Origin of the sequence: Novosphingobium jiangmenense (genome assembly GCF_015694345.1) — a bacterium.
GTDB classification, from domain to species: Bacteria; Pseudomonadota; Alphaproteobacteria; order Sphingomonadales; family Sphingomonadaceae; genus Novosphingobium; species Novosphingobium jiangmenense.
In genome coordinates, this window is the sequence record NZ_JADQDC010000019.1 from 22,987 (window position 1) to 37,484 (window position 14,498).

Sequence of the window (14,498 nt, forward strand, 5' to 3'; positions counted from 1 at the left end):
GGCAAGGCTCCGCGATGACCGTTCAGGCCGACATGATCCGCAACCAGCGTCGTGGCTTTGCCGCGCCTGGTGGCTTTCATGATCGCCTCGTCCATTTCCTTGCCCGCGCGCTGCCTGCTCTGGTCGGGGCGCTGCTGGCGATCATGATCATCGCCCCGCTCTCGCCTCGTGGAGAGATCAGCTTCCTGCTGGATCGGCGCAAGGTGGCCATGGTCAACGACCGCATGCAGGTATCGAGCGCAATGTACCGCGGCCAGGACGATGATGGCCGCAACTTCTCGATTACGGCCGGCTCTGCCGTGCAGCGCACGAAAGCGCAGCAACTGATCCAGCTCGACCAGCTGACCGCGCGCATCATGCTGGATGAAGGCCCCGCCCTGCTCACCGCAGGCAAGGGCAATTACGATTTCGGCAAGGAAATCGTGGATATTGTCGGGCCGATCAACTTCCAGACCTCTGACGGCTATCGGATGACTGCGACCAATGTCGACATCGACCTTGGCGGCAAGCTGCTGAAAAGCCGCGGTCCGGTAGAGGGCCGCATTCCGGCGGGCACCTTCTCGGCCGACCATATCCGCGCCGATCTTGCCGAACGCACCGTAATGCTCGATGGAAACGCCCGCCTCCGCATGGTGCCGGGCAGGATGCAGATGCCATGATCAGGACCCGCATGACCCACATCGCCGAAATCGTCCGCTCTGCCCGTCCGCTGCGCTGGGGCGCCATCGGCTTTGCCTCTTCGGCCGCGCTGATTGCGGGCGCACAGCACCTTGCGGCGCAGGGCATCGCCGGGCACGACAGCAAGGCGCCGGTCAACTACGCGGCAGATCGTATCGAGGTGCAGGACAAGGCCAAGCGCGTCGTCCTCTCCGGCAATGTCGACATCACCCAGTCCGACCTGCGAATGCAGGCTGCGCGCACGACCGTGGCCTACAGCAATGCCGGCGAGATCCAGATCGAGCGCATCGATGCGACCGGCGGTGTTCAGGTCAACCGTGGCGGTGAAAGCGCGCGGGGCGATGTGGCCGTCTACGACTTCAACAGAAACGTCATCACCATGACCGGGAACGTGGCCTTGCGCCGCAACGGCGACACGCTGAACGGTGGACGGCTGGTGATCGATCTCGATTCCGGCCTTTCCAGCGTCGATGGGCGCTCGGGTGGCGGCGCGGCTGGCGGTAAGGGCGGGCGCGTTACCGGAACCTTCAACGTCCGCAATCGCAACTGAGAAAACGACTGCGGGCTGCCTCAGCGCTTTTGGCGCAGGCAATTCCGGAGCATTGCGGTCTCCTCCTGCCTGAGCTGTTTCTCCAGAGCCTTCGTCAACAGAGCTGAAGTCTGGCAATCGAAGACCGCGCCCTTGCGCATGGCGAGGCTGACGGTTTCGACCCCAGCCTCGGTGGGATTGCCAGCAACACTGCGCAGGTAAGGCTTGGTCCAGTTGCCACCGCCGACAAGCGTATTGGCGAGGGCTTCGCGCCCCTCGGGCGTCGCCAGCAGACGGCTCGCCATGTCGGCGAGGGGAGCCTGGTCTTCCTGCAGGGCCCATAGCGCTGCAAAGCGCCGCGAAGCCTCGCCCGGATCGCCAGCGGCAAGGGCAATGTCGAACATTGCCTGCTGGGCAATCGGATCGCGCCAGCCGCGCTGGGCTGCGCGCTGGATGAGTAAGGCGCTCGAATCGCGTGCGCCGCTCCGCTCCTGCGCGATTGCCAGAAGCGTAAGATGCTCGGCAGGCATCGGACTGCGATCGACCAGCGTTCGCGCCTCGGCAAGAGCCGTGCGCGGCTCGGCCGAGCGGACATTGGCCAGCGTCAGGCTTTCCTGCGCGAAGCTACGGAACGGCACCGGCACGAATGCCGCCAATGAAGGCTGGCGCCGCGAAGCACGGTCCAGCTGTGCACCTGCGGCGACGCAGGCGAGTACGGCCAGCAGGGCGATCCACAAGGCTCGCATCACGGGCGCGCTCCTTCCGGCGAGACCTTCGTATCGCCAGCCCGACCCGCTCCTGCCAGCAGGGCAATGGCGAACGCGGCCATGCACAGCATGGTCTGGTTTCTCAGCGGGTAGTCGAGCAAGGATTGCAGGGCGATGGCAAGCAGGATGCCGGTACCGGCGAGAGCCTCCCAGCGACGGTGCCGCCCGAGGCCGTTCCAGGCAGCCCAAAGTACCCAGCATGTCCAAAGTGCGATCAACGCGAACCCGGCAGCGCCTGCCTCGATGGCAATCTCGATGTAGTCGTTATGGGCACGTCCTGCACGGCGGGGCGAGATGTTCTCCAGGGACTCATCTATCTGGAACACCTCGTCGAAAGTTCCCATGCCTGCGCCGACTGGCCAGAAGCGCTCCGCTGAAAAGCGCGCGTCTTCCCAGATCGCGGGACGCTGCTCTTCCGATTTGTTGAACCGCGCGAGCACCATGTCGAAGCGGGACTCCGGGACGGTCCCGGCTGCAGCAGCAAGACCGAGGAGCGCCGTGGCGGCGACCAGCAGCGAACCTATCACCATCCGCCCGCCCTTGCCCGATCCAGGGGAACTTTTGCCAGCGAGAAGCGCCGCCCCGCCTCGCAACAGCCCCAAGCCCAGAGGCAGAAGCAACAGAACAAGCCCTGTCCGAGATTGGGTAAGGATAACGCCGACGGTCAGGAGCGTTGCAGCCGAAGCTGTCGCGATCCAGTCAATCGAGAACAATCGGCTCGAAGGACGAGTGCAAAGTAGCAACAGACAGCAGACCAGGAAGATGGCGGTGGAGTTGCGATTGGCGAAGAAGCCGACCATGGCTTCCGGATTGAGCGTTTCCGGATAGATGCGGGCAGCGCCTTGGCCGCCCAGCAACTGGATCGTGCCCAGAAGAACGCCGGCAAGCCCCATGCCGACGAAAGCGAGCACCGCTTTACGCAGCGTAGCCTCTGACAGATCGCGCAAGCACAGCGCAAGAAGGGTGAATGGTGCGATCAGCCCGAGGAAAGACACCAGCGTGCGCGCCGTGCTGACTGTAAGCGGATGCCATTCTCCACCACCGGCGGCTTTCAGCGAATCCTGAAGCAGGTCGCGCCCGGGCAGGCTGCTCCAGATCGATGCAGGAAGCGGGATCAGCTGCAACAACGGAAGCGCCAGCGTTGCAAGGACCAGCAGAGACAAGCCACGCGGGCCTCTGGCGACGAAATTTGCCACGGTCGGGCCATTCAGCGCGAGCATCAGGATCGCCGCGAGCTGGAGGACGAGGTTAGCCAGCCCATAGGCAACACCGCCGCCGCCAACAAGGCAAGCCAGGACGATCAGCGCGGTGACGAGCACACCCGGTTCGTTTCGCATCGGCACCTGATTGTTTGTAAACCGGGAGCAGTCAAGCAGATACGCAGCTTCTGCACCCGGCTTTCACCCCCTGCCAGAGCTTGTCTGCACAGCGGGCACGAAAAACCCGACCACTCAAGGAGTGGCCGGGCCCTTCTTGTCTCTAACTGCTGATCAGTTCGCGCCCGACGACTTGTTGTCGATTGCACGCGAAATGCCGTACGCAGCAGCACCGCCCGACAGCAGGATGATGATCCAGTAAGCCGGCTTGAGATCGTTGTCGGCCTTTACCGAGGTCGACGCGCGGCTGGCTGAGTAGCCGTTGGCAGCGTAGACCGAAGAGCCGCTTGCGCGGGTCCCGGCTTCAGCGACTACCGGTGCGGCAAGCATAGCCGCAGCGGCGAGTGCCGATGCAAAACGAGAAACCTTCATGCTCAATCTCCTAAGCAGTAGCACTATCGTATACCGCCCTCTCAACCTTTCGACTACCGCAATGCAAAATGATTCGCAACAAAAACTAGGGAATTCCACTATTAAAAGACCGTCAACGAGCGGACGGGCTAGACGCTTTCGAAACCTAGCAAGCGGAAAAACAACCGATTAGAGCCAAAAAAGACGCCGAAATGGGAGGATTTGCGCAAATTTGCCCCGGGCGTGTCACCCCACCTTTCCTGTTGCACCGCACTCGCGTCGGCTACGGCCCTGCCCTTCAATATGCTCTTTGGTGCGAACAGGGCGGCGTGCTGCCTGCTGCAGTTGCGAAGCTTCAGGTATTTGACCAATTCGTGAACCGGCTGCATTCACGACCACGGCCGGTGCGCAAGGCGCTGCAAGAAGAACGGAAAGTCTGGATGAGCGTGCAGGAAGTATCCCATGACCCGGCTGTGCTGATGAAGAGGGAAATGCGTGTCCGCCTCGGCATAGTGCCAGACAAGATTGCGGACGCGTTCTTTGACGACCAGGCCCTCGCCATTTCGAAGACGGAGTTCATCTTCGTGACGCTCGAGGATGTGCGGTTCCATTATCGGGTGGGTCAGGGACTGACGGTGCAATTGCCTGAGGGCACCGACTCCCTAACGGAGACGGATTTCGAACTGTTTCTGTGGGGCACAGTTTTCGGCGCCATCGCCTGGCTGAACGGGCTGGTGCCGCTGCATGCCAGTGCGGTGGAAGTGAACGGGCGCGCAGTGGCATTCACCGCCGACTCGGGTGGGGGCAAATCCACGCTCGCTGCAGGCCTGGCGCGCCTCGGTCTGCCGCACGTTTGCGACGACACGCTGGTGCTGGCGACGGCAGGATCGATCATGGCCATGCCCGACGGCAAGCCACTCAAGCTTTGGGACGATGCCCTCCTCCTGACGGGGATGGAGGCTGAGCGTCCGATCCAGTCCATGCCCGGCAAGCATTACGCCAATGCCGCGCTGAAGGCCGGCGGCACGCTGCCACTGACCGACCTCTACTTTCTCGAGCGGGGCGAATCGGTCGAAGTCGAGCAGATCACCGGCGCCCGGAAGCTGGCGATGCTGCCCGAAGCGCTCTACCGAAACTTCGTACATGCCGCACGCGGAGACCGCAGTGCACACGAACAGTTCCTTCTCGGCTTTTGCAGCCAGGTCCGGTTCTGGAAACTGCGCCGCCCCTTCGATTCCCGAACCTTTTCCGCCGATTTGCTGAAAGTTAAGGATATTATCGCGACGCCGTGAATTGCCTCTGGTGTCGCGCCAGGCCCGCCATCGCATTGCACTGCGCCTTTCGGGCTTGCTTCGCAGACGCAACAAATGTAAGCAACTATTAAGCGCTTCTGCTTATGGGTTAACTTTAGTTAGGGGTACAGACATGACTGAGCGTAGCGAAAAGGTGTGGTCGGCTCCGGTCCTCGAAGAACTCACGATCGATCTTGCTGCCATCGCCTCGAAGGGTGGTACGGGCGCTGACGGCGGTGCGAAGGCAGCCCAGACCCGCAGCTGATCCAGCCTGGTCTTCAGTGACGATGGCAAGACTGCTGCGCAAGGTTGAGTCTTCCAATTGCGCCACCGAAATGGATGGCGAGTTGGTGATGATCCACGTCGATACGGGAAAGTTCTTCTCCCTCAAGGGCGTAGGACTGGATATCTGGCAGCGGCTGGACGCCCAGTCCGATCTCGACGCCATCTGCGACGAGCTTTGCCGTGACTACGGCATTTCGGCAGATGAGTGCAGCAAGGCAGTCGACACGTTCGTATCCCAATTGACGGCAGCGGGTTTTGCGGAACTGGCATAGCAGGAGTTTTGGGTTTACCCCGGCTTCTGCCATGACTTTGCAAGATCGGATGTTGCTCAGGGTGAAGGTTTTACGCGCCATGACGTACGTCGTCGTGGCGCGTTTCCTTGTCCGCTTCATCCCATTTTCCTGGTGGCGCGACTCGGTGGGCCAAATGGTCGAGCCACGATGCGCCCTTGCGCCGCAAGCGACTTGCCTGAGTGTACGATCGAGGCAGCAGGCATTTAGCCTTGTCCGCCAGATCGATAGGGCATGCAAGTACTTGCCCGGCACCAGCCGGTGCCTGCCCCGCGCTGTTGTACTTTGCTGGCTGCTGCGCGGCCAGTCCCTCACCGTTCTTACTGTCATAGCCTTCAGCAAGGTCGACCGAACCGGCGAGGATGCCTATCACGCCTGGGTCGAATGCGGTGGAGAAGTCCTGATCGGGCACTGTGACCGCTCTACCTACCAGCCAATAATGGTCCTTTGCTCCGACGCGCTGGCGTTCGCGCAATCAAGTCCGGCCGCGACCGAGTAACCAGGCCTTGTACACCTCAGCGAACGACGACCTTCTTCTGCTGGCGGCGATCGACCTCTCGGGCGGACCGGAGTGGTTCGGAGCCGACTGGGAGCGCGCACTGCGGGCGCTGGCGCTGGGCAAGGCCGGCGACGTCCTGCATGGACGGGCAGATGGCGCCGCCTTTGCCACCCGCGCGGAAGTCCGGCCCGGAATGGCCAGACCTGTCCGGCAACGCGCCCACCCTTTCCGTCTCCAGCCTGACGGCTCCTACGTGCTGCTGGCAGGCCGTCTGCACCATGCCGACGAAGTTTGCGCGCGATTCGGCTTGTCGGCGCAACCCGACCAGGCCTCGCTCTATGCCGCGCTCCATGCAAAGCTGGGCGAAGAGTGCGATCGTCGGATCTCCGGCGACTATGCTGTCGTGCAGTGGTGGCCAAGTCAGCGGAAGGTGCGCCTTGCCCGTTCGCCGGTAGCGCACGCCCCGCTCCATGTGATGCGCGATGGCAACCGCCTCGTGGTCTGCTCGGTCCCGGGACCAATCTTTGCGCTGGGCCATCAGGCGCGTATCGACGACGCAAGAGTCGGCGGCTGGCTGCTCAGCGGCTGCGGTCCGCCTGACCGAAGCTTCTACGTCGGCATGACCTGCCTTGCCTGCGGCACGCAGGAGATCCACGACCCTGCCGGTCGTTCGGTCCGGCGGTTCTGGTCGCTGCGTGATGCTCCCGACGTGCGCTTCAAGCGGGACGAGGACTACGTCGAAGCGGTCGAAGAACAGCTCCGCCGCGCGACCGCAGCGATGCTGGCCGGCGCAAGGTCTCCGGGAATCATGCTGTCGGGCGGTTTCGACTCCCAGGCGGTGGCGAGTTTCGCGGCCGAGCACCTCGGTCCACAGGCGACATTGCGGAGCTATACGAGCGTGCCTGCGCGCGAAGCGTCGCCCGAGGACAGGGCCACCTCCTTTGGCGACGAGGGCGACCATGTGCGCGATCTGTGCGCGATGTATCCGCAGATCAAGCCGACCTTCTTCGACGCCGCGAACCTGCGGTTCGGGGATCGCCTCAACGCCATGATGCTGGTCTCGGGCTGGCCGGTCTACAATGAAACCAATGCCCACTGGTTTCACGCCGGGCTCGAACAAGCCGCAGCCGATGGCGTCGATGTCGTACTGACGGGTGATTCGGGCAACGCCGGCTTCAGCTATGACGGCTGGACCGGTTTTCCGACATGGCTGGCCGAGGGCAAGTGGCGCCGCCTTGTCCGTGAACTCAAGGCATTCCCCTTTGACGACCGCCCCCTATGGCGCAAGTTCGTCTCCCGCGCGGTGATGCCCCACCTGCCCTTGAGCGCGAAGCGCAGGATCGACGAAGGGCGCGGCTGGAGGGGTTCTCCATTTGCCTCGTGGAGCCCATTGCGGGCAGACTGGGCGCGGGAGTCCGGCTTGCTTGACGAAGTGGGCGACGACGGCTTCACGCTTTACGACTACGATGTGGCGACATCGCGCGAATGGCGGGATCGCATCGTAACCCGTTCGACCAACGGTGGTTCGGAAATCCTGCTGGGCTTCGAACTCCTATACGGCGTCCCGATCCGCGACGTTCATGCCTATGCTCCGTTGCTCGAACTCTGTGCCGGGATCCCGGATGAGCAGTATCTGCGCAACGGGCAGGACCGCTGGCTCGGCCGTCGCATCCTGTCCGGGCGGGTGCCGGAAAGGGTCTGGAAGGAACTGCGCATGGGGCGGCAGGCTGCCGACTGGCCGATGCGCCTGCAACGCGACCGCGAGGCGATGCTGGACGAACTCGAATCACTCAACCGTGACGAGCGGATCGCCGAAGTGATCGATCTGCCGCGTCTCATCAAAAGCCTGCGCGAGTGGGACGGGCAGGACAATCCGCAACGCGGTGACTCCACCCGATTGGTCTCGGCTTTGGGGCGGGGCCTTTCGACCGCGCGCTTCATCCGTTTTGCCGAAGGGCGCAATGTCGCCTGAACCCGCCGCGCCTGTGGCGGGACGGTTCGGCACCGTCAGGGCGGTGCTTGCCATGGCGGGAGCCCAACGGATCGCGCTGCTTGGCACGCTAATGCTCGCCTCAAGCCTGACCGAGGGCGTCGGCCTGCTGCTACTCGTTCCGATCACCGCGGTCATTGCGGGCGAACAGGCTCCCGCCGCGCTGTCGGGCTGGCTTGGGCCGCTGGCACAACTGCCGGTCGGCCTGCTGCTGGCTGCTGTCACCGCGCTCGTGGCCCTGCGCGCACTGATCGTCTATCTGGTGCTCGATCAGCAGGCACGGCTCGGCCATGCCCTGACCCGCTCGATCCGGATATCGACGCAGGAGACAACGCTCGCGGCCGACTGGCGCTGGCTGAGCGCGCAGACCACGGCAGCTCTCGCGACGAGGCTGGTCGGCGAAGCGGACCGGGTGGGCACGCTGGGCGAAAGCATGCTCTCCGTGGCGACCGGAGTGATCACGCTCGCGATGCTACTTGCCGCGGCCTTTGCCATATCATGGCAACTGACGAGCCTCGCGGTCTTGGCCGCCCTTGTTGTGGCACTCGCACTCATCGCGCTGCGTTCGCGCAGGAACCGCGATGGCGAACGCTTTGCCGAAGCCTACGAAGCCCTGCATGAACAGGTCACCAACGGCATGTTCCATTTCCGCGCGGCCCGCATCAGCGGAGCGGAACCGGAACTCGCCCGGCAGTTCAGCGATGCAGCGCGTGGCGTCGAGAAAGCCCAGCTGCGGTTCCACCGCTCGGTTTCGCAGGCGCACGTGCTGTTTCAGGTGATTGCGGCGATCATGCTCGGCATTCTGATCCATCTGGCGCTTAACGAGCTGAAGTTGCCGCTGGGCGTGCTGGTGCCGGTGCTGGCGATCCTCGTCCGTATCGTTCCCGTAGTGACCGGGCTGCAAGGCAGCCTGCGACGCTGGAGCTTCAACGCCCCGGCCCTGGCGGAACTGCGGCAGATCACCGCGGATGCGCTGGCCCATCGCGAACCGGCCGATGATGGCGCCGAGGCCCCACACCTCGTCCGGACTCTGGAACTGCAGGGCGTCGGGCTGACTTACCCAGGCCGGGACCGACCCGTGTTCCGCGACTTCGATCTCTCCATAGCTGCAGGCAGCATTGTCGCCATCTGCGGACCCTCAGGCGTCGGCAAGAGCAGTCTGGCAGACATGATCGGCGGGCTCATTTCCCCCGACTCGGGCCGAATCCTGCTGGATGACCAGCCGCTCGAGGGCTCTGCGCGTATCCGCTGGCGCCGGCGCGTCGCCTATGTCGAGCAGATTCCCTATCTCTTTGACGATACGATTGCCCGCAATCTCTCCTGGGGCCAGCCTTCGGTTGACGAACAGACGATGCGCCGGGCGCTGGCGAAAGCGTCCGCGCAGTTCGTGTTCGATCTCCCCCTCGGCCTTCAGACGCGGGTTGGCGAAGCGGGCCGCCAGTTCTCGGGCGGAGAAAGGCAGCGCCTTGCCTTGGCCCGCGCTCTACTGCGCGATCCCGAGCTGTTGATCCTTGACGAGGTCACGGCAGCCCTGGACGGCCTCAACGAAGGGGCAATCATGCAGACCATCGACGAACTTCGCGGGTCCTGCACGATCCTGATTCTGGGCCATCGCACTGCCCTGCTTGAACTTGCCGACCAAATCGTTGATCTGGGAGCACATGGACGCTCCTGAAGGCCAGGTCGAATTCGCGGCGCACGAGGAACTGGTCCTGCGCATCTGTGCGGCACCTGATGCAGATCATGCCGCGAGCATGGCCCTGCTTGAGGCCGAGGAGTGGGACGTCCTGGCGGCGATTGCCGAGGACAAGCGGCTTTCGGCGCTGGTCCTGCGGGCGGTAGACAAGGCGCAGGCCGCTGCGATGCTTCCTCCAGCCGCTTTCGCCCGCCTCAGTGGCGCCAGCCAGTGGCACGCGCTCTACGTCCTCAAGCAGATGGCGGCGGTCAAGCGGCTGATCCGCATCCTTGCAGCACAGGGCTTCGACCCAATCCTGCTCAAAGGCTTCGCGCTCGCCCACGCTGTCTATCCGGATCGCACCCTGCGTCCCCTGCGTGACGTCGATCTGCTACTTCCGACCGAGCAGGCCCAGCAAGCGCAAGATTTTCTCATCGCCAATCCGCACTACCGCATCGCTCCATGGGCAGGCAGCTACGGCCTTGAATTCGGACATCAGCTTCCGGAAATCCAGGACGTCGATCACGACCTCACCATCGAAATTCACCACCGGTTGAATGCTCGAAACTGGGAGGAGGAGCCCCTGCTGCTGGCACAGATTCGCGCAGAGCCGACGAGTCTCACGATGATGGGGCTGAATGTCCGGATCCCGTCCGCGCGGACCAATTTCCTGCACCTGCTCGAACATGCCACGCTGCACCATGCGTTCGAAAATGGTCCACTCGTGCTCGCCGACTTCCACTTTCTGGCGCGGCATGTCGCCGACGAATGGCCGTGGATCGAGGCGCAATGCGATCGTATGGGACTGGCGCGCGCGCTTCGTCTGGTCGCAACCGTCGCAGATGACCTCGGTGCTGACTGGGTGCCGGCGCATCTGGTTGACCGCAGCCAGGTCGGTGCGTCGCACATTGCTACCGCCAAGGCCGCAATGCTGCAGGATCGCGAGAAGTCCGAACGCAACAAGCTGCTCCGCCGTCTCGAGGCCGAAGGACAAGGGCGCAAGGGCTGGCGCGCTGCACTGGCCCGCGCCTTGCGGCCGAATCCCTATCAGCTGGCCAAGATTGCCGGTTGCCGCCCCGATCAGGCGCGCCGATGGCTGCATTATCCCGTCTGGCTGATACAAAGCGGCCGACGCTTCCTGGCCGCGTCGAGCAATTCCGATTCGCTACTTGCCGCACAGCGCGAGGCGGGGATGGTGCAGTGGCTTGCCGGCGCCGAAGCGCCGCGAAACTGATGAGCGAAACCAGACGGTTGACCTTCCCCCGTGATGCTGCAATGCAACACACATTAGCGGACATGAGGGGCGGTCCTTAGTGTCCGCCACTGGGTCATAAGTCGCGAACGTCCCCGGATCGCATCAACGGCCCGGCGCATGGCGTCCCGGCCTGAAGGAGCTGCCCCAATCGTGAACGGAACTTCTGCGAAAGTCGAAAACCGCAAGGGCATCATTCTCGCGGGCGGATCCGGCACCCGACTCTATCCGCTGACCCGAGGCGTCTCAAAGCAGCTGATGCCGGTCTATGACAAGCCGATGATCTACTATCCGCTGAGCACGCTGATGCTTGCCGGAATCCGCGACATCCTGATCATCACCACGCCCGAGGACTCCGATCAGTTCAAGCGCGTGCTGGGAGATGGATCGGCCTTCGGCGTCGCTATCAGCTATGCGGTGCAGCCCACCCCGGACGGCCTTGCACAAGCTTTCCACATCGGCGCCGACTTCGTTTCCGGCCACCCCAGCGCGCTCGTTCTGGGCGACAACATCTTCTACGGCCACGGCCTGCCGGAACTGCTGCGCAGCGCCAACGAGCGGACCACAGGCGCCAGCGTTTTCGCCTATCGCGTCAACAATCCGGAGGCCTATGGCGTTGTCGCCTTTGACGGGCAGGGTCGCGCCAGTTCGATCGAAGAGAAACCCGCGACACCGAAGTCGAACTATGCAGTCACAGGCCTGTACTTCTACGACGAGACCGTCGTCGACCGCGCGCGCGACCTCAAGCCGTCGCCGCGTGGCGAACTCGAGATCACCGATCTCAACCGGCTCTACATGGACGAGGGCCAGCTTTCGGTCGAAATCATGGGGCGCGGCTATGCCTGGCTGGACACCGGCACCCATGGCTCGCTGCTCGATGCTGCAACCTATGTACGCATCACCGAAGAGCGGCAGGGCCTCAAGATCTGCTGCCCCGAGGAAATCGCCTGGCGACAGGGTTTCATCAGCGACGCTGAGCTTGAAGCCATCGCCCAGCCGCTACGCAAGTCGGGCTACGGCGAGTATCTCCTGCAAATGCTGACCCAGAAGGGCCCGCTGTGAACATCATCGAATGCAACATCCCGGGGCCACTGATCCTCGAACCGCGCGTCTTCGGCGATGACCGCGGCTTCTTCATGGAATCGTGGAACGCCGAAGCCTTCGCCAAGGCCGGACTTGATCTGACTTTCGTGCAGGACAACCACAGCCGCTCGCAGAAGGGCGTGCTGCGCGGCTTGCATTTCCAGAACCCCGGTCCGCAAGGCAAGCTGGTGCGCGTCGTGCGCGGCGCGGTGTTCGATGCCGTCGTCGACCTGCGCCGCTCCTCGCCGACTTTCGGCAAATGGACCGGCGTCGTCCTCTCTGCCGAAAACAAGCGCATGTTCTGGGTGCCCGAGGGCTTTGCCCACGGCTTCCTCACGCTCGAGGATGACACCGACTTCCTCTACAAGTGCACGTCTCCTTATGCGCCGCAGCATGAGGCGAGCCTTGCATGGGACGATCCCACGGTCGGCATCGAATGGCCGCTCGACGGCATCGAACCCAAGCTTTCGGCCAAGGATGCCGTGGGCGTGCCTCTCGCCGATGTGAAAGCCTTCGCGTGAAGGCGCTCATTACCGGCATCAACGGCCAGCTCGGCAAGGCGCTGCTCGCTACCCGGCCCGAGCGCTGGACCTGCGTTGCGCTGGATCGCCATGCGCTCGATCTTTCCAACGCCGATGCAATCGCACGCCTGGTCGAGGCCGAGCAACCGGATCTGGTCCTCAACGCCGCCGCCTACACTGCAGTTGACCGCGCGGAGAGTGAGCCGGACCTCGCCCACGCCATCAACGCCGGCGCGCCGGGTGCCTTTGCCAAAGCCCTGGCCGGATCGGGCAAGCGCCTCGTCCAGGTTTCCACCGACTTCGTTTTCGATGGATCCAGCGGCGCGGGGTACCAGCCGGGGGATGCCAAAAACCCGCAGTCCGTCTACGGCGCCAGCAAGTCTGCAGGCGAAGACGCTGCCGGAGCCGACGCCATAATTGTGCGCACCAGCTGGGTCTATGCCGCAGGCGGCGCGAACTTCGTGCGTACCATGCTGCGCCTGATGCGCGAACGGGACGAGCTTCGCATCGTGGCAGACCAGATCGGCTCGCCAACTTGGGCGACGGGTCTTGCCCAAACGCTCTGGGGCCTTGCCGAGAAGGACCTTCCCGGCATCTACCATCACCGCGATGCGGGCGTCGCCAGCTGGTACGATTTCGCCGTCGCGATTGCGGAAGAGGCCCATGCCTTCGGCCTGATCCCCCGCATCCCGGGGATCATGCCTATCGCTACGGCAGATTACCCCACGCCCGCCAAGCGCCCGTCGTTTTCGGTACTCGACGTCTCCGGGACCCGCGCATTGCTCGGCGATGCCCACGTCCACTGGCGCACCAATCTCAAGACCATGCTGAAAGAGGAAAAGGCCCTTGGCTAACCTGCTCGTCACCGGCGGCGCCGGCTTCATCGGCGGCAACTTTGTCCACTACTGGGCCAAGCAGAACCCCGACGACGCGATCATCGTGCTCGATTGCCTGACCTATGCCGGCAACCGCTCGACCATCGCCGACGTCGAACAGGCCGAACTGGTTGTCGGCGACATCCGCGACACCGATCTGGTCGAACAGATCCTGCGCGAACGCGGTGTTTCGACGCTTGTCCACTTTGCCGCCGAAAGCCATGTCGACCGCTCGATTACCGGCCCGGATGCGTTCATCGACACGAATATCCTCGGCACCAACAGCCTGCTCAAGGCCGCCCGCAAAGTCTGGCTGGACGAGGGCTCGGGCAAGGATCACCGCTTCCACCACATCTCGACCGACGAAGTCTATGGCTCGCTCGGTCCCAGCGATCCCGCGTTCAGCGAGACCACGCAATACCAGCCCAACTCGCCCTATTCGGCGTCTAAAGCCGCGTCCGATCATCTCGTGCGCGCCTACCACCACACCTACGGGCTGAATACCACGACCACGAACTGCTCGAACAACTACGGGCCTTATCACTACCCCGAAAAGCTGATCCCGCTGTTCGTGCTCAACGCGCTCTCGGGCAAGCCGCTGCCGATCTACGGCGATGGCATGAACGTGCGCGACTGGCTCTATGTCGAGGACCACTGCCGCGGCATCGAAGCCGCGCTGAAGAATGGCAAGCCCGGCGAAACCTACAACATAGGTGGCGGCGAGGAACTGCCGAACATGGCCGTGATCGATCGCATCTGCGCCGAAGTCGATCGCGCCTTCGAGGAAGTTGAAGGCCTCGCTGACCGCTACCCCGACGCGCCCGCCGCAAAGGGCCGCGCCACCAGCGAGCTCAAGACCTTCGTCGAGGACCGCAAGGGCCACGACCGCCGCTACGCCATCGACGAGACCAAGGCGCGCGCCGATCTCGGCTACGTCCCCCAGCACGATTTCGAGAACGGCTTGCGCAATACCCTGCGCTGGTATCTCGACAACGAGGCATGGTGGCAACCGCTGGTCAAGCGACAGGGCTGACG

At 63.6% G+C, this 14,498-nt stretch carries 16 protein-coding genes; 13 read left to right on the forward strand and 3 right to left on the reverse strand.

Going from position 1 to position 14,498, the window contains the following annotated elements:
• Nucleotides 1-14: 14 nt before the first annotated feature.
• Both lptC and I2488_RS18605 read left to right on the forward strand, forming a co-directional pair.
• On the forward strand, nucleotides 15-659 hold the full coding sequence (lptC, locus tag I2488_RS18600; protein WP_196277288.1) for an LPS export ABC transporter periplasmic protein LptC: 645 nt from the start codon (nucleotides 15-17) through the stop codon (nucleotides 657-659).
• The gene (locus I2488_RS18605; protein WP_246465761.1) at nucleotides 656-1,228 is read left to right on the forward strand and encodes an LptA/OstA family protein; all 573 of its coding nucleotides are present in this window, start codon (nucleotides 656-658) and stop codon (nucleotides 1,226-1,228) included. Before lptC ends, I2488_RS18605 begins: the two co-directional genes overlap by 4 nt.
• A gap of 20 nt (nucleotides 1,229-1,248) precedes the next feature.
• Here the strand turns inward: I2488_RS18605 and I2488_RS18610 are convergent, their stop codons facing one another.
• The 3 genes from I2488_RS18610 to I2488_RS18620 all read right to left on the reverse strand — a co-directional run bounded on the left by I2488_RS18610 (nucleotide 1,249) and on the right by I2488_RS18620 (nucleotide 3,722).
• A complete protein-coding gene (locus I2488_RS18610) occupies nucleotides 1,249-1,956 on the reverse strand; it encodes a hypothetical protein (protein ID WP_196277289.1) in 708 nt (235 codons plus the stop codon).
• Nucleotides 1,953-3,311: an O-antigen ligase family protein gene (locus tag I2488_RS18615; RefSeq protein WP_196277290.1), complete on the reverse strand. Its 1,359-nt coding sequence runs from the start codon at nucleotides 3,309-3,311 to the stop codon at nucleotides 1,953-1,955. Before I2488_RS18615 ends, I2488_RS18610 begins: the two co-directional genes overlap by 4 nt.
• 153 nt (nucleotides 3,312-3,464) lie before the next feature.
• Entirely contained in the window at nucleotides 3,465-3,722 is a 258-nt protein-coding gene (locus tag I2488_RS18620) for a hypothetical protein (protein WP_196277291.1), read from the reverse strand.
• A 191-nt stretch (nucleotides 3,723-3,913) separates the two neighbouring features.
• Between I2488_RS18620 and I2488_RS18625 the strand changes: the two genes are divergently transcribed.
• From I2488_RS18625 to rfbB, 11 genes are all read left to right on the forward strand, one after another.
• Nucleotides 3,914-4,993 carry a hypothetical protein gene (locus I2488_RS18625; protein WP_196277292.1) on the forward strand — a complete coding sequence of 360 codons (1,080 nt, stop codon included), beginning with the start codon at nucleotides 3,914-3,916 and terminating at the stop codon, nucleotides 4,991-4,993.
• A gap of 133 nt (nucleotides 4,994-5,126) precedes the next feature.
• Nucleotides 5,127-5,258: a hypothetical protein gene (locus I2488_RS19750; RefSeq protein WP_281390111.1), complete on the forward strand. Its 132-nt coding sequence runs from the start codon at nucleotides 5,127-5,129 to the stop codon at nucleotides 5,256-5,258.
• Between the two features lie 22 nt (nucleotides 5,259-5,280).
• The gene (locus I2488_RS18630) at nucleotides 5,281-5,550 is read left to right on the forward strand and encodes a PqqD family protein (protein WP_196277293.1); all 270 of its coding nucleotides are present in this window, start codon (nucleotides 5,281-5,283) and stop codon (nucleotides 5,548-5,550) included.
• A 79-nt stretch (nucleotides 5,551-5,629) separates the two neighbouring features.
• Nucleotides 5,630-6,067, forward strand: a complete 438-nt coding sequence (locus I2488_RS19905; protein ID WP_196277294.1) for a lasso peptide biosynthesis B2 protein — start codon at nucleotides 5,630-5,632, stop codon at nucleotides 6,065-6,067.
• Nucleotides 6,068-6,074: 7 nt separating this feature from the next.
• Nucleotides 6,075-8,039, forward strand: a complete 1,965-nt coding sequence (locus I2488_RS18640) for an asparagine synthase-related protein (RefSeq protein WP_196277295.1) — start codon at nucleotides 6,075-6,077, stop codon at nucleotides 8,037-8,039.
• Nucleotides 8,029-9,732 (forward strand): ATP-binding cassette domain-containing protein, encoded by a 1,704-nt coding sequence (locus tag I2488_RS18645; RefSeq protein ID WP_196277296.1) that lies wholly within the window; start codon nucleotides 8,029-8,031, stop codon nucleotides 9,730-9,732. The genes I2488_RS18640 and I2488_RS18645 overlap by 11 nt, the downstream gene beginning before the upstream one ends.
• On the forward strand, nucleotides 9,719-10,966 hold the full coding sequence (locus I2488_RS18650; protein WP_196277297.1) for a nucleotidyltransferase domain-containing protein: 1,248 nt from the start codon (nucleotides 9,719-9,721) through the stop codon (nucleotides 10,964-10,966). The genes I2488_RS18645 and I2488_RS18650 overlap by 14 nt, the downstream gene beginning before the upstream one ends.
• A 171-nt stretch (nucleotides 10,967-11,137) precedes the next feature.
• Nucleotides 11,138-12,046 carry a glucose-1-phosphate thymidylyltransferase RfbA gene (rfbA, locus tag I2488_RS18655; protein WP_196277298.1) on the forward strand — a complete coding sequence of 303 codons (909 nt, stop codon included), beginning with the start codon at nucleotides 11,138-11,140 and terminating at the stop codon, nucleotides 12,044-12,046.
• A complete protein-coding gene (rfbC, locus tag I2488_RS18660) occupies nucleotides 12,043-12,588 on the forward strand; it encodes a dTDP-4-dehydrorhamnose 3,5-epimerase (RefSeq protein WP_196277299.1) in 546 nt (181 codons plus the stop codon). The genes rfbA and rfbC overlap by 4 nt, the downstream gene beginning before the upstream one ends.
• Nucleotides 12,585-13,442, forward strand: coding sequence for a dTDP-4-dehydrorhamnose reductase (rfbD, locus tag I2488_RS18665; RefSeq protein WP_196277300.1), 858 nt, complete (start codon nucleotides 12,585-12,587; stop codon nucleotides 13,440-13,442). Before rfbC ends, rfbD begins: the two co-directional genes overlap by 4 nt.
• Complete coding sequence (gene rfbB / locus I2488_RS18670) at nucleotides 13,435-14,496, forward strand: dTDP-glucose 4,6-dehydratase (protein ID WP_196277301.1); 1,062 nt, start codon at nucleotides 13,435-13,437, stop codon at nucleotides 14,494-14,496. Before rfbD ends, rfbB begins: the two co-directional genes overlap by 8 nt.
• The last annotated feature ends 2 nt before the right edge of the window (nucleotides 14,497-14,498 follow it).